We start from the raw sequence: 18,525 nt of genomic DNA on the forward strand, positions 1-18,525 counted from the left end.
CCGCCACACTGCCGACCATGATCTGACGACTCTTCCGCCGCACAGCAAGCGGCTTCAACGGCGTGGACGGCATTCCGAGCGAGATCGCGGTCATCTCTGGCTAGTTCCCCAAGGTGAGGTGGTGGTCCGACCGGATCTCCCGGTGGTCCGGGTGCCTGGAGATGGTCCCAGCGCGCCCAGCACAACCGTACGCCACGGGGCCGAGCGGAATCACATCCGCTCGGCCCCGCAACCTGCTGTTCGTCCGTTCGTCGCGGATCAGCCGACCTTCACCGGGTTCACCACATCAGCGATCATGACCAGGACCGTGAAGCAGAGGAACACGCCCGCGACCACGTACGCCACCGGCATCAGCTTGGCGACGTCGAAGGGGCCCGGGTCGGGACGCCGGAACAGCCGCGCGGTGCGCCGGCGGAAGGACTCCCACAGGGCGCCGGCGATATGGCCACCGTCCAGGGGGAGCAGCGGCAGCATGTTGAGCAGGAAGAGCGAGAGGTTGAGACCCGCCAGGAGCCCGATCTCGAACGCCAGCTTGTCGACCAGCGGCGCCTTGGTCGCGAACGCGTCACCGCCCACGCGGGCGACGCCGACCACGCCGACGGGCTGGTCAGCGGTGCGCGGGGCCCCGGCGAAGGCGGAGTTCCAGAGCGCGGGGATCTTGGACGGGAGGGCCGCGATCGAGCTGAGGCCGTTCCTGGCCGCGCCGGCCATCCGGTCGATGCTGGCGCCGAAGCCCAGCTGGGTGACCGGTTGCTGTGGGGCGATGCCGAGGAACCCGGCCTGGACCGTCCCATGGGTGGGATTGCCGTTGCTGTCCTCGGCGAGCACCTGGTTGGTCACCAGGGTCGCGCTGAGAGTGAGCTGCTGCCCCTTGCGGTTCACGACGATCGGCACGGTCTTGTCGGGCGACTTGCGGATGTCGGCCTGCAACTGGTCGTAGCTGCCGATCTTGTCCCCGTTGAAGGAGACGACCGTGTCGCCGGGCCGGAGGCCGGCCGCCGCCGCCGGAGACGGCGGTGCGCCCTTCGGACAGGTGCTGCCGCCGGCCGCCGTGTCGGTCTGCTTGACCACGCACCCGGTGACGGTCGCCACGGTCAGGTTGGGAGTGACCACGCCGAAGCCCATGAAGAGGGTCAGGAACAGTCCGAAGGACAGGATCAGGTTCATGAACGGACCGGCGAACATCACGATGACCCGCTGCCAGGGCTTGCGGGTGTAGAAGAGCCTGGTGTCGTCGCCGGGCAGCAGGTCCTCGTAGGACTGCGCGCGGGCGTCCTCGATCATGCTGCGCCAGGGTGAGGTGCTGCGAGCGGTGATCTTGCCGTCCGCCCCGGGCGGGAACATCCCGATCATGCGGATGTAGCCGCCGAGCGGGATGGCCTTGACCCCGTACTCGGTGTCGCCCTTCTTCCGCGACCAGATGGTCGGGCCGAAGCCGACCATGTACTGCGGCACGCGGATCTTGAAGATCTTGGCCCAGGTGAGGTGGCCCAGCTCGTGCCAGGCGATCGAGACCAGCAGGCCGATCGCGAAGATGGCGATGCCGAGAACCGTCATGAGTGCCGTCATCGGCCACCTTCCCTAACGTATGCCGTCGCGGTCGCGCGGGCCCAGGTCTCCGCTGCCAGGACGTCCGGCAGGGTGAGCGAGGTTCCCTGGGTGGGCGCGCCGTGCTCGGCGACCACCTTGGCCACCGTATCCACGATGCCTGTGAACGGCAGCCGACCGTCGAGGAAGGCGTCGACGCACTCCTCGTTGGCGGCGTTGAAGACGGCGGGCGCCGTCCCGCCGAGGGCGCCGACCGCGCGGGCCAGGCCGACGGAGGGGAATGCCTCGGTGTCGAGGGGGAAGAACTCCCAGCTGGCGGCCCTGGTCCAGTCGCAGCCGGGGGCGGCGTCCGGCACCCGGTCCGGCCAGCCGAGGCCGAGCGCGATCGGCATCCGCATGTCCGGCGGGCTGGCCTGGGCGATCGTGGAGCCGTCGGTGAACTCCACCATCGAGTGCACGATCGACTGCGGATGAACCACGACCTCGATCTGCTCGAAGGGAATGTCGTAGAGCAGGTGCGCCTCGATCACCTCCAGCCCCTTGTTCACCAGGGTGGCCGAGTTGACGGTGATCACCGGGCCCATGTCCCAGTTCGGGTGGGCCAGCGCCTGTTCACGGGTGACCCCGGCGAGCCGGTCCCGGCTCCAGCCGCGGAAGGGGCCGCCGCTGGCGGTGACTACAAGCTTGCGGACCTCGCGGCGGGTGCCGCCCATCAATCCCTGGAACAGGGCCGTGTGCTCGGAGTCGACCGGAACGATCTGGCCCGGCTTGGCGACGGCCTTGACCAGCGGGCCGCCGACGATCAGCGACTCCTTGTTGGCGAGCACCAGCACCCGTCCGGCCTCCAACGCGGCCAGTGTCGGCGCCAGGCCGATGGATCCGGTGATGCCGTTCAGTACCGAGTGGCACTCCATCCGGGCCAGCTCGGTGGCCGCGTCCGGACCGGCCAGGATCTCCGGCGCCTCCGCACCGGGCCGCGCCTTCGCGGCGAGTATCGCGCGCAGCTCGGGAACCGCCTCCGCCCGCGCGACCGCGACCGTGCGCACGCCGAGCTGCAGCGCCTGCTCGGCCAGCAGCTCCAGCCGGCCGCCGGCGGCGGACAGACCCACCACGCGGAAGCGGTCGGGGTTGCGCAGCACCACGTCGATGGCCTGGGTTCCGATGGAGCCGGTGGAGCCGAGGATCACCAGCTCCCGGGGCCCGGTGGGGTCGGCGACGACGGGTTCGAAGCGCAGATGCGGATCGGCGAGAGAGTCCATACCGACCATTGTGTCCTGCCTGACCGACAGCGTTCCCCGAGGGGATGAGAGCCGCCCCGACGAGTGCCGGGGCGCCCCCTCCCCTCCCGTTCCGATCCCGTTCCGATCCCGCTCCGACCGACGCGGTCAGTTGCCGTCGGGGTGCTGCTTGAACCAGGTGATGAACGAGGACGTCGGGCTGCCGAGGCCGGTGACGTCGTCGTACCCCTTGGCGGTCTTCAGTGAGGAGTCCTGGTTCATGGCGACCAGCATCGGGTTTCCGTTCTGGTCCCCGCCGAGGATGCTCGGCTCGTGGCCGTCGACGGGGTTGGGCACCACGTCGTGGAACTGGGCCGAGCGGTACAGGTGGTAGAGCACCGGGTTGGCGAAGCCCAGCCCGGTGCCGGACGCCTGCTCGGCCAGCGCCTCCATGCCGGTGAACAACGGTGACGCCAGGCTGGTGCCGCCGGTCGACTGCAGCGTGTACGTGCCGCCGCTCATGGTGAAGGTGACGCCGCCCTCGCTGGTCGGCACCGCACGTGCGGTGCCGATGGTCTGGCCGACGGAGAAGCCGGTCGCCGGGTCGGCCAGCATCGCGACGTCGGGCTGCTCGCGCTGGGGCGTGCCCTTGGTCGCGTTCGCCAGGCTGTCGGGGACGACGCCCTTCTGGTAGGGCGGCTGGGGGAAGACGACGCTGTTGCCGCCGCCCCCACCGCCGGCGAACTTCCCGTTCGCGGTGTCCCAGGTGCTTCCGCTCAGCGGGTAGCCGACGTCGCCCCAGCCGGTCTCCCACTGGTAGTTGCCGTGGGCGCCGATGCCGAGTGTAGTGCCGCCGACCGCGGTCACCCAGGGGTCACCCGAGGGATACGACGCGGTGGGTGACGTGGTCGCGTTGTCACGGGCGTGGGTGTAGTCGCCGTCGTCGCCGGTGGAGAAGTTGAAGCTGATGCCCTCGGCCGCGGCCTGCTGGAAGATCTGCTCACCGGCCGGAATGTCGTTGGGGTCGCCGGTGGCCTCGGGGCCGCCCCAGGAGTTGGTGACGATGTCAGCGCTGTGGTTGGAGACGATCTGCTGGAAGCACGTAAAGAACTCCGAGTCGTCGGGCTTGCGCGCGGCGTAGTAGACGATCTTCGCGTCGGGGGCGATGGCGTGCACCGCCTCGACGTCGAGGGTCTCCTCGCCCCACCAGCCCGAGGCCAGGTCGGCGGTGCTCGACGCGTCGAACGAAGCCGGGAGTACCTGGCTGAACTGCCCTGACGTGAAGGCGGGCAGGCCGTTCCCGCGGGACCAGCGGTTGACGTCCTGGACGATCGTGGGCGAGGCGAAGGCGTCGACGATCGCGATCGTCACTCCCCTGCCGGTGAACCCGCTGGCGCTCGCCCCGTACGCGCTGCGCAGCTGCGCGGCGGTGTAGCCGCACATGAACTGGGCCGGCCTGCCGCCGCCCGGACCGGCCGGGGCGTTGGTCATCCGCTCGCCGTAGTAGGTGCTGCAGTTGGGGTTGCCGGCGGTGACGTGGAGATGCGGCTTGTCGACCGGGCTGGACGTGGTCAGACCGGTGACGCTGGCGACGTAGTCGCCGACGTTCGACGGGTACTGGGGCTGCGAGGTCGGGGCGATGTCGACGCGGCCCTTGTGCTTGTAGCGGTCGATCCTGACCTTGAGGGTGTCCTCCACCTTGGCGATGGTGGTGGACACGTTGATCGACTGCGGGGTCTGCGAGAGGACCTTCATCCCCGCCTGCTGGACCCACTGGGTCACGGCCTGGCTGGCGTCCGTGTGGTTGCTGAAGGTCGAGGTGAAGTCGGACGGGGAGAGGAACTTGTGGTACTTCGGGTCGCCCGGGGTGCCGACCTGCATCGCATAGGTGGCCAGGTCCTGCGGGTGCGACTTGGCGAAGTAGACGGTGCCGCTGACCACCGTGTTGGGATCGGCGTGCCCGATGTCGTTCGCCGGGACGGCCCAGGTCGGCGGAGCCCACGAGGTCCCGCCGGCGGCGCTGGTGGTGCCACCGTCGCTGCTGCCACCGCTGGTGCCGGTCGTCTTGTTCTTGCCGGAGTTGGCCACGATCGCGGTCACGGCGACGACCAGGACCAGGGTGGTGCCGACGGCGATGAGCATGCCCTTCCTGGACCGGCGCGGGCCGCCGCCCCCGGCGCCACTACCGCCGGGTATGCCGCCGGGCCCGCCGGGACCACCAGGCCCGCCCGGCCCGCCCGGCCCGCCCGGCCCGCCGCCGAACGGAGGCTGACCGCCGTAGGGCGGCTGCTGCTGCGGGGGCGGCGGTGGCTGCTGCGGGCGCGCGTACGGGTTCTGCTGCGGAGGCTGCTGGCCGTACGGGTTGGGCTGAGGCGGCTGCTGCGGCGGGCGACCGTAGGGATTCTGCGGCTGCGGCGGGCGGCCGTACGGGTCCTGCTGCGGAGGCTGCCGGCCATAGGGATTGGGCTGCTGCGGCGGCTGCGGTCTGGCATAGGGGTTAGCCGGCTGCTGCGGTTGAGGATTCTGCGGGTGCTGCGGGTGCTGCGGGTGCTGCGGGTGCTGGGGGTGCTGGGGGTTCTGCCCATACGGCGGGTAACTCACCTGGGGACCTGTTCTCGTCGATGGATTCGCCGGGAGCTGGATCGATCCGCCGGGCGCGCTCGGGCGACCTCTGACGCGGCGTACGGGCCCCCGGTGCTCACACGCTTCCGTCGCACGCCTGTGCGGCATCGTACAGAGGCAGAGGAGTCCCGGCTCCGGCAGGGTCCGCCGGGGCCGGGACATGATCCACCGTCAGTTGCCGTTCGGATGGTCCCTGAACCAGGTCAGGAACGACGGCGCCGGACTGCCGATCCCGGTGACGTCGTCGAATCCCTGAGTGGTCCTCAGTGAGGTGTCGACGTCCCCCACCATCAGCACGGGGTTGCCGTTCCGATCGCCCGTCACCTGGAACGGCTCATGTCCGAGCGCCTGCGGCGCGGGCAGTACATCGTGGAACTGCGGTGTGTTGTAGAGCTTGTAGAGGACCGGATCGGCGAAGCCCAGCGCCGATCCCGACGCCTCCTCGGCCAGCGCCTCCATCCCCGCGAACAACGGGCTCGCCAGGCTCGTCCCACCGATCGTCGACACGCCGAAGGACGTCCCCGACTCGACGAACTGGACGCCGTTTCCGTCGCTGCTCGGCCGCGAGCTGATCGTCCCGCTGCTCATGCCGACCAGGAACCCGGTCGTCGAGTCGGCGAGCATCGACACGTCCGGCAGCACCCGTCCCGGCTGCGCGGAGTTGACCGCCCTGGCCAGCGAATCGGGCACGATGCCCTGCTGGTAGGGAGGCTGCGGAAAGACCCGGCTGGTCCCGCCGCCGCCGGCACCGGCGAACGTTCCGGCGGTGGTGTCCCAGGCGCCGTTGCGTAGCGGTAGTGCCTTCTCCCCCCATCCGGTCTCCCACTGGTACTCACCGTTCGGACCGATGCCGAGGGTGGTTCCGCCGACGGCGGTGGCCCAGGGGTTGTCGGCTGGCTCATTGACGGTGGGCGCGCTGGTCGGGTTGTCGCCGGCGGTGAAGTCGCCGTTGTCCCCGGTCGAGAAGTCGAAGGTGATGCCCTCCGCCGCGCCCTGTTCGAAGATCTGCGTCTCCGCGGCGAGGTTGGCCTGGTCACCGGCGTTCTCGTCCATGCCCCAGGAACCGCTGACGATGTCGGCGGAGTGCTGCTCCACGACGGTGTGCAGCGGGGCTTCGAGATCGGCGCCGTCGGGCGAGCGAGCCGCATAGTAGATGATCTTGGCGTCCGGGGCGATCGTGTGCGCGGCCTCGATGTCGAGGGTCTCCTCGCCGTACCAGCCCGCCGCGTCGGATGCCGTGGCCCGCGAGTCGAACGACGCCGGGACCACCTGCTGCAACTGGACCGGGGGGAGGCCCGCCTGCCGGTCGTACACGGCGAGATCGGACACGATGGTCGGCGAGGCGTAGGCGTCCACGATGGCGATGGTCACCCCCTTGCCGGTGAGCCCGCTCGCCTCCACCCCGTAGGCGCGGCGCAGTTGGGAGGGGTTGTAGCCGCAGACCGCCATCGGCGGGGTGGAGCTCTGGCCGGGAGCAGGGGGATAGCTCGTGGCCGGGTTCTGCCCGAAGTAGCTGCTGCAGGCGAGCGTTCCGCCCGCGGTCGCGGCGTGCGGGTGGAGCAGGCCTGCGCTCCCGGCGCCGCTTCTGCTGTTCTTTCCCGCCTTGGGAACGGGCGGCTGGTTGACGGGGCTGGAGGTGGTCAGACCGGTCACGCTCGCGACGTAGTCACCGACGTTGCCGGGGTACTGCGGTGGCGAGGTCGGGGACAGGTCCACCCGGCCCTGGTGACGGAAGCGGTCGATCTTGATGTTCAGAGTCTGTTCCACCTTCGCGACCGTCGTGGAGACCACGATCGACTCGGTGTCCTGGGAGAGGATCTGCATGCCAGCCTGCTGCACCCACTGGGTGACTGCCGCACTGGCGTTGGCGTGGTTCACGAAGCGGGCGTGGAACTGATCGACGCTCAGGAAGTGGTGGTAGTCCGGGCTTCCGGGCGTACCGACCGAGGCGGCGTACTGGTCGAGGGTCACCTGGTTCGCCTTCGCGAAGTAGACGGTGCCGGTCACCACCGTCTTCGGGTCGGCCGGACCGATGTCGTGGGCCTTGGTCGCCCAGTTCGGAGCGACCCACGAGGACCCGCCCTGACTGCTCGTGCTGAGCCCGTCGCTGGACGTCGTCCGCTTCGTGCCTCCTCCCCTGTTCGCGAGTACGACGGCGCCGGCGACGACGAGGACCAGGGCTGCGGCGACGGCGACAAGTCGACCCCGGCGCGCGGGCTTTCGACGCCGTGGACCGCCGCCGTGCCCACCGCCCGGCGGAGGCGGTGGTGGAGGCGGTGGCGGCGGCGGGGGTGGCGGCGGCGGTGCTGGTTGCCCTCGGTACGGATTGGGCCCCGGGTAGGGGTTTCTCGGCGGGCCGTACGGGCTCGGCGGAGGCCCGTATCCCGGCAGCGGGTCCCCCCGGCCGGGGGTCGGAGGAGGGTTGTCCTGGGGACGCCGGGGGTCCTGACCGTACGGCGGATAGCTCACGGGGTGCCCGTTCTGCTCCGGCGGAACCGGGGGAAACGATCACGAAGCCGTTCGGCTCCCCAGGTTCCGGACTAGTGTCGCGCGTCGGTCGAAATCGTACCGACCGGCGCGCGACCCCGGACTCCCCCGAACCGGCCAGGACTGAGCGAGCGTCAGCGCTGCCGGGTCACCCGAGCGGCCGGTGCACGTTCTCCCGCTGGGACGGGCCCGGCGTCGAGTCGGCGATCCACGGCCCCTCCCCCGACGGGTCCAGAATCCCCTGTTCCAACCAGGTGTAGCGACCGCCCACGACCCGTCGGGCCACGGCCCGGTCCAGGTCGTCGGTGTTGTTCCAGAGCCGGCCGAAGAGCTCGTCCACCCGGATCCGCGCCTGGCGGCAGAACAGGTCCGCCAGCTCGTACGCCGACCGCCCGGCCTCCCCGTCGGCGCCCGCTCCGGTCCGGAGCATCTCCGCCCGTACACAGACCGCGCTCATCGCGAACAGCTCCGCACCGATGTCCACGATCCGCCCGAGGAACCCCTGTTTGGTCTCCATCCGGCCCTGCCAGCGGGACATCGCGTAGAAGGTGGAGCGGGCGAGCTTACGCGCGCCGCGCTCGACGAAACGCAGGTGACCGGACAGGTCAGCGTGCCCGTCCGGGTGGAACTCCCGGTAGGACGTCGGCAGTTGGCCCGCTCCGGTGGCGAGCTTCGGCAGCCACCCGGCGTAGAAGACCCCCGCGCGCGCCGCCGCGCGACCCTTGCGCTTCAGATCGGCCTCCGGCTCGATGAGGTCGCCCGCCACCTTGAGGTGCGCGTCCACCGCCTCCCGCGCGATCAGCAGGTGCATGATCTCGGTCGACCCCTCGAAGATCCGGTTGATCCGCATGTCCCGCAGGACTTGCTCGGCCGGCACCGCCCGCTCTCCTCGGGCCTCCAGCGAGGCCGCTGTCTCGTACCCGCGGCCGCCGCGGATCTGGACCAGCTCGTCGGCGATCCGCCAGCCCATCTCGGAGCCGTAGAGCTTGGCGAGCGCCGCCTCGATCCGGATGTCGTTGCGGTCCTCGTCCGCCATCTGGCTGGACAGGTCGAGCACGGCCTCAAGCGCGAACGCGGTCGCGGCGATGAATGAGATCTTCTGTGCCACCGCCTCGTGCTCGGCGATGGACTTGCCCCACTGCTCGCGCGCCGCCGACCACTCCCGGGCGATCTTCAGGCACCACTTGCCCGCACCTGCGCACGAAGCGGGCAGCGACAGCCGCCCGGTGTTGAGGGTGCTCAGGGCGATCTTCAGCCCCGCCCCCTCCGCGCCGATCAGGTTCTCGGCCGGCACCCGGACCTGGTGGAAGCGGGTCACGCCGTTCTCGAGCCCGCGCAGCCCCATGAAGGCATTGCGGTTCTCCACGGTGATCCCCGGCGAGCCGGCCTCCACCACGAAGGCGCTGATCCCGCCCTTGTGCCCGTCGGACCTCGGCACTCGCGCCATCACCACCAGCAGGTCGGCGACCACGCCGTTGGTGGTCCACAGCTTCACGCCGTCCAGGACGTACGCCGCTCCGTCCTCGGTCGGCACGGCGGCGGTGGCGAGCCGGGCCGGGTCGCTGCCCACGTCCGGCTCGGTCAGCAGGAAGGCGGTGATGTCGGTGTGGGCGCAGCGGGGCAGGAAGCGTTCCTTCTGCTCCTTGGTGCCGAACATCTTGAGCGGCTGCGGTACGCCGATGGACTGGTGTGCGGAGACCAGGGCGCCGATCGCGGGGCTGACGCTGCCCAGCAACGCGAGCGCCCGGTTGTAGTACACCTGGGTGAGTCCCAGGCCCTGGTACTCGACGTCGATCTTCATCCCGAAGACGCCGAGCTCCTGGAGGCCCTTCACCACCTCGTCCGGGATCTTCGCCTCGCGCTCGATCAGCGCGCTGTCGATCTTCGTCTCGCAGAAGTCGCCGAGCCGCGCCAGGAACTCCTCGCCGATCCGCACCGACTCGGCGTCCGGCAGCGGATGCGGATGGATCAGGTCCAGCCGGAATCGACCGAGGAACAGCTCCTTCGCGAAGCTGGGTTTGCGCCAGTCCTGCTCGCGCGCCTCCTCCGCGACGCGGCGCGCCTCGCGCTCGGTGACCTTCGGAGCAGCCTTGGGGGTGGACATGGAGCATCACCTCGAGGTGGGTTCCTGGGTTACCTGCCAGTGTTACCCGACCGTACGCTCCGTTACCAAGAGATCACCAGTGGTGAAACGAAAATCTGGGAGCGGAAAGGCGGTCTCCCGCCCCTCCGCTCCCAGATCGGGAGGCATCCGGCTACAGCGCCAGCCCGGTCAGCACCATCACCCGCTCGTAGGTGTAGTCGCCCATCGCGTAGGCGACCCCCTCACGCCCGACGCCGGAGTCCTTGACCCCGCCGTACGGCATCTGGTCGGCACGGTACGAGGGCGCGTCGCCGACGATCACGCCGCCGACCTCCAGCTCCCGGTGCGCCCGGAAGGCGGTCTGGATGTCGTGCGTGAAGACACCCACCTGCAGGCCGTACTTGGAGTCGTTGACCTGGGCGAAGGCGGCGTCGGTGCCCTCTGCGCGGTGCAGCGTCAGGACCGGTCCGAAGACCTCCTCGGTGGCGACCCGGACGTGGGCCGGGACGTCCCCGAGGATCGTCGGCGCGTACGCCGCACCGTCGCGCTTGCCGCCCGCGAGCAGCTGCGCACCGGCGGCGACGGCCTCGTCGACCCAGGACTCGACCCGCTTGGCCGCGTCCTCGTTGACCAGCGGACCGACGTCCACGGCGTCATCCGCAGGATCACCGGTGACCTGCGCTCCGACCTGGGCGACGACCTTCTCCACCAGACGCTCGTAGACCGAGGTGTCGGCGACGACGCGCTGCACCGAGATGCAGGACTGCCCGCCCTGGTAGTTGGCGAAGGTCGCGATCCGGCTCGCGGCCCAGTCCAGGTCCGCCTCGGAGGACCAGTCGTCGAGGACGACGGCTGCGGCGTTGCCGCCGAGTTCCAGGGTGACGTGCTTGCGCGGCACCGAGTCGATGATCTGGTAGCCGACCTTGTCGGAGCCGGTGAAGGAGATCACGGGCAGCCGCTTGTCCTGGACCAGGGCCGGCATCCGGTCGTTGGAGACCGGGAGGACGCTCCAGGAACCGGCCGGAAGGTCGGTCTCAGCCAGGATCTCGCCCAGGATCAGGGCCGATATGGGGGTGGCGGGGGCGGGCTTGAGGATGATCGGCGCGCCGACCGCGATGGCCGGGGCCACCTTGTGCGCGACCAGGTTCATCGGGAAGTTGAACGGCGCGATGCCCAGGACGACGCCGCGTGGGAAGCGGCGGGTGATCGCGAGGCGACCGGTGCCACCCGCGTCGGTGTCGAGGCGCTGGCCCTCACCGCTGTTGAAGCGGCGGGCCTCCTCCGCGGCCCAGCGGAACACCGAGGCGGCACGGCCGATCTCGCCACGCGCCCACTTGATCGGCTTGCCGTTCTCGGCGGTGATCAGGCGGGCGAGTTCCTCGCCGCGCTCGGTCAGCCGGCGGGAGACGTGGTCCAGCGCTGCCGCACGGACGTAGGCAGGAGTGGCGGCGAACTCGTCCTGCACCGCCACGGCTGCGGCCACGGCCTCTTCGACCTGGGCCTCGGTCGGGACGCTGACCGTGCCGACCAGGCTGTTGTCCCACGGGTTGTGGACCTCGAAGGACTCCGTCCCGCTCTCCTGCCGACCGGCCAGCCAGAATGCGTAGGTGCTGGTCACCGAGGTCACCGGCCTTTCTTCTGCGTCACTGTGCGAAAAGGGATGTATGACACCACGGTAGGGCGCTGCACCACGGCCGGAGGTTGTCCGTTGCGTAGTAGTCGAATGGGTGGATCAGTACGGACTGGCACCGCCGGGAGCACCCTCCTAGGAGCGGCTGCGGGTACGCAGCGCGAGCCACAGCTCCATCCGCACGTCGGTGTCGTCGAGCGAACGGCCCAGCAGTTCCTCGACCCGGCGCATCCGGTAGCGGAGCGTATGCCGGTGGACGCCCAGGTCGGCCGCGGCGGCATCCCACTGACCGTGGTGGGAGAGCCAGGCGTGCAGGCTCGCCTCCAGGTCTCCCCGGGAGGTCTTGTCGTGTTCCCGCAGCGGGCGCAGCAGGCCGTCGGCAAAGGCGAGGACGGCCTCGTCGGCGAGGAGGGGCAGCAGGGAGCCGGTGCCGACCTCGTCGTGGTCGACGCTGCGACGGCCGCTGCGCACGGCCACCGCGAGGGCGCGTTCGGCCTGCGCGTAAGCGGCGCCCGCGGCCTCGGGAGCGGTCGGCGCGGAGATCCCCAGAGAGACGCCCTCCAGGTCCTGGGCTGCGGCGACACACTCCGTGTGGACGGCGCCGCCGTCCAGCGCGAGCAGGACGAGTCGGTTGCCCTCGGGGGCGAGCAGCAGGGGTTCGCCCGTGCGGGTGGCGGACTGCTCGGCGAGGTCGCCGAGGTCGGAGAGGGGCTCCCCCTCGGCGAGCAGCACGCGGACCGGCCCCTCGGGAAGGCCGCCGAGGAGCGGGCCGGCCACCTCTCGGGCGATGGCGATCTCGCCGGTGAGGATCAGCCGCAGCAGTGCGGTCCGCATCCGCTCCTCGGCCCGGCGCAGGTCGCGCGAGCGCTCCAGGGTGAGGGTGAGCAGGGCGACGGCGGCGTTGAGGACGTAGCGCTCGGTGGGGGTGAGCCGGTCCTCGGTGCCGACGGCGAGGAAGCCGCGGGCCCGGCGGTCCGCGCCCAGGGACTGCAGGACGACGTAGTCCTGGTCCTGCTGCTCGTTCTGCAGGGCGGCGCTGGAGGGAGCCGGTCGGCTGCGCAGCCGGTCCACTTCGGGGCGAAGACCGTTCGCGCGCTTCGCCGCCCAGTCCGGGGCGGCTACGACGACGGCGCCGGAGGCGTCGTACAGGGCCGCCCAGCCACCCAGCCTGGCCGCGAGCCGGCGGACCAGGGCACCGGTCCCGTCCTTCCCGAGAGCGGCCCTGGTCAGCTCCTCCTGCGCCTCGAAACTGGTGGTGACGGCCTGGTACTGCTCGGCGGCGAGGGCGGCGGTGACGGCCTTGCTGATGGCGATGAACGGGGTGGGCTGCGGCACCTCCAGCAGGGGGAGTTCGCGTTCCGCGGCAGCCTCGACCAGAGCGGCGGGCACCTCGCTGTAGGAGAGACCGACGCCGATGCCGAGCCCGGCCACGCCCGCGTCGGCCAGACGGTGCACGTAGCGGCGCAGCTTCTCCTTGGCCCGACCGAGCTTGAGGCCCGTGGTGAGCAGGAGCTCCCCGCCCTCCAGATAGGGGACCGGGTCGTCGAGCTCGCTGGTGTGCACCCACCGCACCGGGCGGTCCAGCTGCTGCTCCCCGGCGAGGACGGTGAGCCCCAGCCCGGGTATCCCGACCAGAGCGGACAGGGTGACCGTGGTGGGTGGTGCGGAGGTGGAGCTGCGGGCGCCCGAACTCTGGGCCGCTGTGCTCTTGGGGGCTGTGATTTTCGGGGCCGCGACTTTAGAGGCTGTGATTTTAGGAGACATGTCACCTTCGGCGGACGTTCCCCGGGCGCGACGCTGCGACCGGGCGCTGCACTGGCCGCCAGGGACAACGACCTCTTCTGATTCTGCCTTACCGTCGCAGTCGGCCGCGCGGGATGGCCGGGGGTCAGGATCAGCTGGGGCGTCGGCCCCGGAGGTCGATCAGCAGCGGAGGCACGGGCGTGCCGTCGACCGCCGTCAGGGACAGCACTGCATGACCGCCGGGAAGCACCTGTGCCAGGTCGGAAGGCGACCACCTGCGGCGTTCGACCTGGCGCGTGGTGACGCTCTCGGTCTGCGCGCGCTCCCCTTCGAGCACCGTGCGCACCCCGCGCCACGTCCTCTTGAGGAATCCGCCGGACGTGTCCGGGGCGCGGGTGACGTCCCGCTCGTCCACCCACACCGTCCCCCAGGTCTCGGCGAAGAGCTTCCCGTCCCAGGGAGCGATGCCGGGGAACGCCATCCTGCCGCCGACCGCGCCGAACAGCGGCACGCGCAGGGCCTCCGGCAGGTCGACGAGCGTACGCAGCAGCAGCACCGCACCGGCGTGCGCGCCGCGCAGCCGGTGCAGCCCGCGCACGGTGTGGGGATCGATGACGGCGGAGGCGTCGTCCACGACGAGCCCGGCGAACAGCGAGCGGTCCTGGCGGCTGCTCGCGGCATGGAGGAACTGGCCCACGGCGAGGCGGGCCATGATGCGGGCCGCCTCGGGATGGCTCTGCTCGGGCAGGGCGACCCGTACCCGCAGCGGGTGGTCCAGCACACGCATGGCGAACAACGGCTGCGCAGGGCCCGAGCCCGAGGTGACGTCCGTGTTGAAGCAACCCGAGAAGACCGGCCGGTCCAGCAGACCCAGCCGGTCCGCGAGCAGTGCGCCCGGGTCCTCGACCTGACCGTGCGTCCGTTCCCGCTGCGCCAGCTCGTACTGGTGCTCCGTCAGCACTCCTGTGGCCTCGAGCTGTTCGCGCAGAGCCGCCCAGATGGCGGGCTCGCCGCGGAGCAGCAGGCACAACTCCCGGACGCCCGGCGGACGGCCGTAGGCCGCGGCGAAGGGACCGACGACCTGCTGCAGGGCCTGTCTGGCGCTCTCGGCGCGTGGCGCCAACTCCTGCGGCAGCAGCGCGTCGGCGAGCCGGGCGGCAGCCTCCTCCGGACGACGGGCCCCGCCGTAGAGGTCGAGGCCGTAGCGCGAGCGCTGATCGCCCGGGGCGATCACGACGTCGTACCAGGAGTCGGGCCCGAGGTCGGCGTCGGCGGCACCCACGGCGACGACGACGGCGGTGCCGGTGAGCGCCTGCAGGCACAGCGCCTCGACGAGCGGACGCGCCAACCGCGAGGTCTTGCCGGTCCCGGACGGTCCGACGGCGAGCAGCGAGGTGCCGAGCAGTATCGGGTCGAGAGCGACGTCGACGCCCCGGTAGCCGGCGGGATTCTTCGGGACGTCCTCGGCCGCGCCCAGCCGGACCTGGCGGAGCAGGAGGTCGTGGCGTGCGTCGCGGCCCGGCAGGTCACGCGCGCCGGAGGGGTGGGCGCAGGCGGCGGAGCCGTGGTCACGTACGGCGTCGAGCAGCGCGGCCAGCCGGTCCGGGTAGTCGCGCACGCACTCCAGAGCCCGGTTGAGCCGCTGGTGGTCGACGTCGTTGACCTGCCCGGCGACGGTCTCCTGGTCCAGCAGCACCAGCCCGTCGGGCTCGGCCAGGCTGCGGAACTCACGCCACGGGTCGACGACGGGCACTTGCGCGCCGCCCTGCGCCGGGATCACCGCCCGCCGCTCGGCAACTCCCGCCGCCCGGTGCACCAGGGGCCGCCCGTAGCGTCGCCAGACCAGCGGCCAACGACCCATCCGCCCGAAGAACCAGGCGATCAGAAGGGCGACCGGACCGTAGTAGGCGACCTGCGACACCGCTCCCTGGAGTCCCGCACCGCCGCCCATCGACTGAACCAGAGCCGGCACCCAGAAGATCGCCAGGGAACCGAGGTAGTGGAACACCTCCCAGGCAACGACGAGGTTCAGCAGTGCCCGCAGCAGCAACTGCCAGCCGGGGACGCCTGCCACCTCGTCGTCACGCTCGTGCTGCTGCCTGGGAGCAGGGCCGAGGCCGAAGATGCCGGGGGCGGAGGTGTGACGAGGCGTCGAAAGCCAGCGGACAAGGTCGAAGCCGGTTGTGGACCGCTGCTGAGTGTAGGTAGGGAGATGCCCCGGGGGCGTCGCCGCTTCGTTCCTCGCAGCCTGGCCCGCCTCATCTCGCGTCGGCCCACTCCGCGCTGCCGACCCGGCCGGACCTGCGGATGCGGACGGAGCCGCCCGCCTCGGGTTCTCTCCGACATCCTGGAGGAACGACGGGTACGACTCCGGCATGTCCGCCCCCCCGGTCCGCCGCTCGCGCGCGCCACCCAGTGACATAGCAGTCCGCTCCCTCGCGCGAGCCCACCAAAGCTCTCAATCTAGTGGACAGCGGCGATCCCGAGCAGAGGCGCGCAGGTAAGCAGGTGCGATGTCCGGCCAGGACAACTCGCACCCCCGCACCACTCCCCTGCGGCGTATGCGACCCCCTTCGTCCCGCCGTAGCCTGCCAGAGTACGAGGTTCTCCGGACGCCGGTCCGGGAGACGCCCTCGTCGCCGCGTCCACCCCCACCCACGTCACGGGAGACCACTCATGAGCGCTGCTCCGTCCAGCGCCGGGCAGCTGCCCGGCGGCCCGTCGCTCCCCCAGGAGCGCCGCCTCGTCACCGCGATCCCCGGCCCGAAGTCGCAGGAACTGCAGGCGCGCAAGCTCGCTGCAGTCGCGGCCGGCGTGGGCACCACCCTTCCCGTCTACATCACCCGTGCGGGTGGCGGCGTGGTCGAGGACGTGGACGGCAACTCGCTGATCGACTTCGGCGCGGGCATCGCCGTGACCAACGTCGGCAACAGCGCCAAGGCCGTCGTGGACCGCGCGGCCGAGCAGCTGGCCGCGTTCACCCACACCTGCTTCATGGTCACCCCCTACGAGGGGTACGTCGCCGTCGCCGAGCAGCTCAACGAGCTGACCCCGGGTGACCACGACAAGCGCACCGCGCTGTTCAACTCGGGCGCCGAGGCGGTCGAGAACGCGGTGAAGATCGCTCGTGCCTACACCAAGCGCACCGCCGTCGTGGTCTTCGACCACGGCTACCACGGCCGCACCAACCTCACCATGGGCATGACGGCGAAGAACATGCCCTACAAGCAGGGCTTCGGCCCGTTCGCGCCCGAGGTCTACCGCGTACCGGTCGCGTACCCCTACCGCTGGCTGACCGGCCCCGAGAACGCCGCGACCGAGGCCGCCGCCCAGGTCATCGATATGATCAACAAGCAGATCGGCGCCGACAACGTCGCTGCCATCGTCATCGAGCCGATCCAGGGCGAGGGCGGCTTCATCGAGCCGGCGAAGGGCTTCCTCCCCGCGATCGTCGAGTACGCAAAGGCCAACGGCATCGTCTTCGTCGCGGACGAGATCCAGACCGGTTTCTGCCGCACCGGCCAGTGGTTCGCCTGTGACGACGAGGGCATCGTCCCCGACCTGATCACCACCGCGAAGGGCATCGCGGGCGGCCTGCCGCTCGCCGCCGTCACCGGCCGCGCCGAGATCATGGACGCCGCGCACGCGGGCGGCCTCGGCGGCACCTACGGCGGCAACCCCGTCGCCTGCGCCGCTGCGCTCGGCTCGATCGAGACCATGAAGGAGCTGGACCTCAACGCCAAGGCCCAGGCCATCGGCGAGACCATGCTCGGCCGCCTGCGCGCCATGCAGGAGAAGTTCGACGTCATCGGCGACGTGCGTGGACGCGGGGCCATGATCGCCGTCGAGCTGGTCAAGCCCGGCACCAAGGACCCCAACCCGGAGGTCACCGCCGCGCTCGCCAAGGCGTGCCACGCCCAGGGCCTGCTGGTCCTCACCGCCGGCACCTACGGCAACGTGCTCCGCTTCCTGCCCCCGCTGGTCATGCCGGAGCACCTGCTCGCCGAGGGCCTCGACATCCTCGAGAGCGTGTTCGCCGGCATCTGACCGACGGCGCGAACAACCACGTCAGTACACGCCCATACGGGGCGAGGGCCGGTGGCTGGGACCGAACATTCGGATCCGGCCACCGGCCGTCGCGCATCCCGCGCACCCCGTGGCGTGAAGATGATGTGCGGACCTGATGGCGGGTGAGTGAGGCGGGTCACTAGGGCAGCCTCCGTGACGTACTGTCATGACAGATGGAGAAGCAGCGCCCGCCGGTGACCGACCCTCACCGGCGTTACACCGCCGAGGACACCACAGCGAGCTCCGGCTCGCACCCCCTCAGCCGATCGACCGTCCGCCGCACCCAAACCCCCCGGGCCACGCGGACAGGCGATCACCACAGCCGCCCCGGGGCTCTCCCCCCTGCTTCGGGGCGGCTTCCTCGCGCTCTCAGCTCCTTCTGGTTTCCGATCGCCCTGCTGGCGCTGATCGTACTTCTCACCGAACAGGTCCTGGTCGACGGCCCGATACTCGGCATCGACCGCTGGGCGCGAACCCAGGTAGTGCACGCGGTGGCCGCGAACCCGTACCGGCTCGTCGACACGCTCGCCAATGGGTGGACGGATCTGGGCAGCTCGGCTGTCGCCATCCCCCTGCTCGGCCTGGCTGCTGCCGCGGCGGCCGTGCGGTCACGTTCCTGGAAGCCTGTACTCGGCGCGGTTCTCGCCGGAGCGGCCTTGTTCGCCACCGTCATCCCGGGCAAGATCCTCATCGGCCGACCGGGACCCGAGGGCCAGCTCGTGGGCCCCGGCGACTGGGGCTGGTTCCCTTCCGGCCACACCAGCACGGCCGGCGTCTGCCTCGGCACCGCAGCATGGCTTCTCGCCACTACGTGGCTCCTCGGCTCCCGCGACCTTCGCCGAGCCCTCTACGCCGTCACTGCGATGGCCTGCACAGGCGTTGGCCTGTGCCTGATCTGGTGCGACTACCACTGGCTCCTCGACGTTGTCGCCGGCTGGTGCCTCAGCGGGCTGATCCTCTGGTCCCTCGTCCGCTGGTCGCCCCGCTCTCGCTGACCGCCGGGGGCCTGAGGGCCGGATTCCGTTCTGGTCTGGTGGGGAACGCAGTTAAGCCCCCTGACCGGTGGTCAGGGGGCTTACTGTCAATGGTTGTTCGGCGGCGTCCTACTCTCCCACAGGGTCCCCCCT

Annotated in this window: 10 protein-coding genes; 2 read left to right on the forward strand and 8 right to left on the reverse strand. The window is 70.9% G+C overall.

The window, feature by feature from the left end:
* Positions 1–258: 258 nt before the first annotated feature.
* The 8 genes from ABIA33_RS37040 to ABIA33_RS37075 form a co-directional block, all read right to left on the reverse strand.
* The gene (locus tag ABIA33_RS37040) at positions 259–1,569 is read right to left on the reverse strand and encodes an RIP metalloprotease (protein WP_370088424.1); all 1,311 of its coding nucleotides are present in this window, start codon (positions 1,567–1,569) and stop codon (positions 259–261) included.
* Positions 1,566–2,807 (reverse strand): 1-deoxy-D-xylulose-5-phosphate reductoisomerase, encoded by a 1,242-nt coding sequence (gene dxr, locus ABIA33_RS37045; RefSeq protein ID WP_370088426.1) that lies wholly within the window; start codon positions 2,805–2,807, stop codon positions 1,566–1,568. Before dxr ends, ABIA33_RS37040 begins: the two co-directional genes overlap by 4 nt.
* Positions 2,808–2,933: 126 nt before the next feature.
* Entirely contained in the window at positions 2,934–5,366 is a 2,433-nt protein-coding gene (locus ABIA33_RS37050) for a protease pro-enzyme activation domain-containing protein (RefSeq protein ID WP_370088428.1), read from the reverse strand.
* 192 nt (positions 5,367–5,558) lie between these two features.
* Positions 5,559–7,856: a protease pro-enzyme activation domain-containing protein gene (locus ABIA33_RS37055; protein WP_370088430.1), complete on the reverse strand. Its 2,298-nt coding sequence runs from the start codon at positions 7,854–7,856 to the stop codon at positions 5,559–5,561.
* Positions 7,857–8,022: 166 nt separating this feature from the next.
* Positions 8,023–9,978: an acyl-CoA dehydrogenase family protein gene (locus ABIA33_RS37060; RefSeq protein ID WP_370088432.1), complete on the reverse strand. Its 1,956-nt coding sequence runs from the start codon at positions 9,976–9,978 to the stop codon at positions 8,023–8,025.
* A gap of 151 nt (positions 9,979–10,129) precedes the next feature.
* Positions 10,130–11,575, reverse strand: a complete 1,446-nt coding sequence (locus ABIA33_RS37065) for an aldehyde dehydrogenase family protein (RefSeq protein WP_370088434.1) — start codon at positions 11,573–11,575, stop codon at positions 10,130–10,132.
* A 147-nt stretch (positions 11,576–11,722) separates the two neighbouring features.
* The gene (locus ABIA33_RS37070; RefSeq protein ID WP_370088436.1) at positions 11,723–13,351 is read right to left on the reverse strand and encodes a PucR family transcriptional regulator; all 1,629 of its coding nucleotides are present in this window, start codon (positions 13,349–13,351) and stop codon (positions 11,723–11,725) included.
* Between the two features lie 130 nt (positions 13,352–13,481).
* The gene (locus ABIA33_RS37075; protein WP_370088438.1) at positions 13,482–15,404 is read right to left on the reverse strand and encodes an ATP-binding protein; all 1,923 of its coding nucleotides are present in this window, start codon (positions 15,402–15,404) and stop codon (positions 13,482–13,484) included.
* 602 nt (positions 15,405–16,006) lie between these two features.
* Here ABIA33_RS37075 and gabT point away from each other — a divergent pair.
* Both gabT and ABIA33_RS37085 read left to right on the forward strand, forming a co-directional pair.
* Positions 16,007–17,377: a 4-aminobutyrate--2-oxoglutarate transaminase gene (gene gabT, locus ABIA33_RS37080; RefSeq protein ID WP_370088440.1), complete on the forward strand. Its 1,371-nt coding sequence runs from the start codon at positions 16,007–16,009 to the stop codon at positions 17,375–17,377.
* A gap of 194 nt (positions 17,378–17,571) precedes the next feature.
* A complete protein-coding gene (locus tag ABIA33_RS37085) occupies positions 17,572–18,393 on the forward strand; it encodes a phosphatase PAP2 family protein (RefSeq protein ID WP_370088442.1) in 822 nt (273 codons plus the stop codon).
* Positions 18,394–18,525: the final 132 nt, after the last annotated feature.

It is taken from the genome of Streptacidiphilus sp. MAP12-16 (genome assembly GCF_041262165.1).
Lineage (GTDB): Bacteria > Actinomycetota > Actinomycetes > Streptomycetales > Streptomycetaceae > Streptacidiphilus.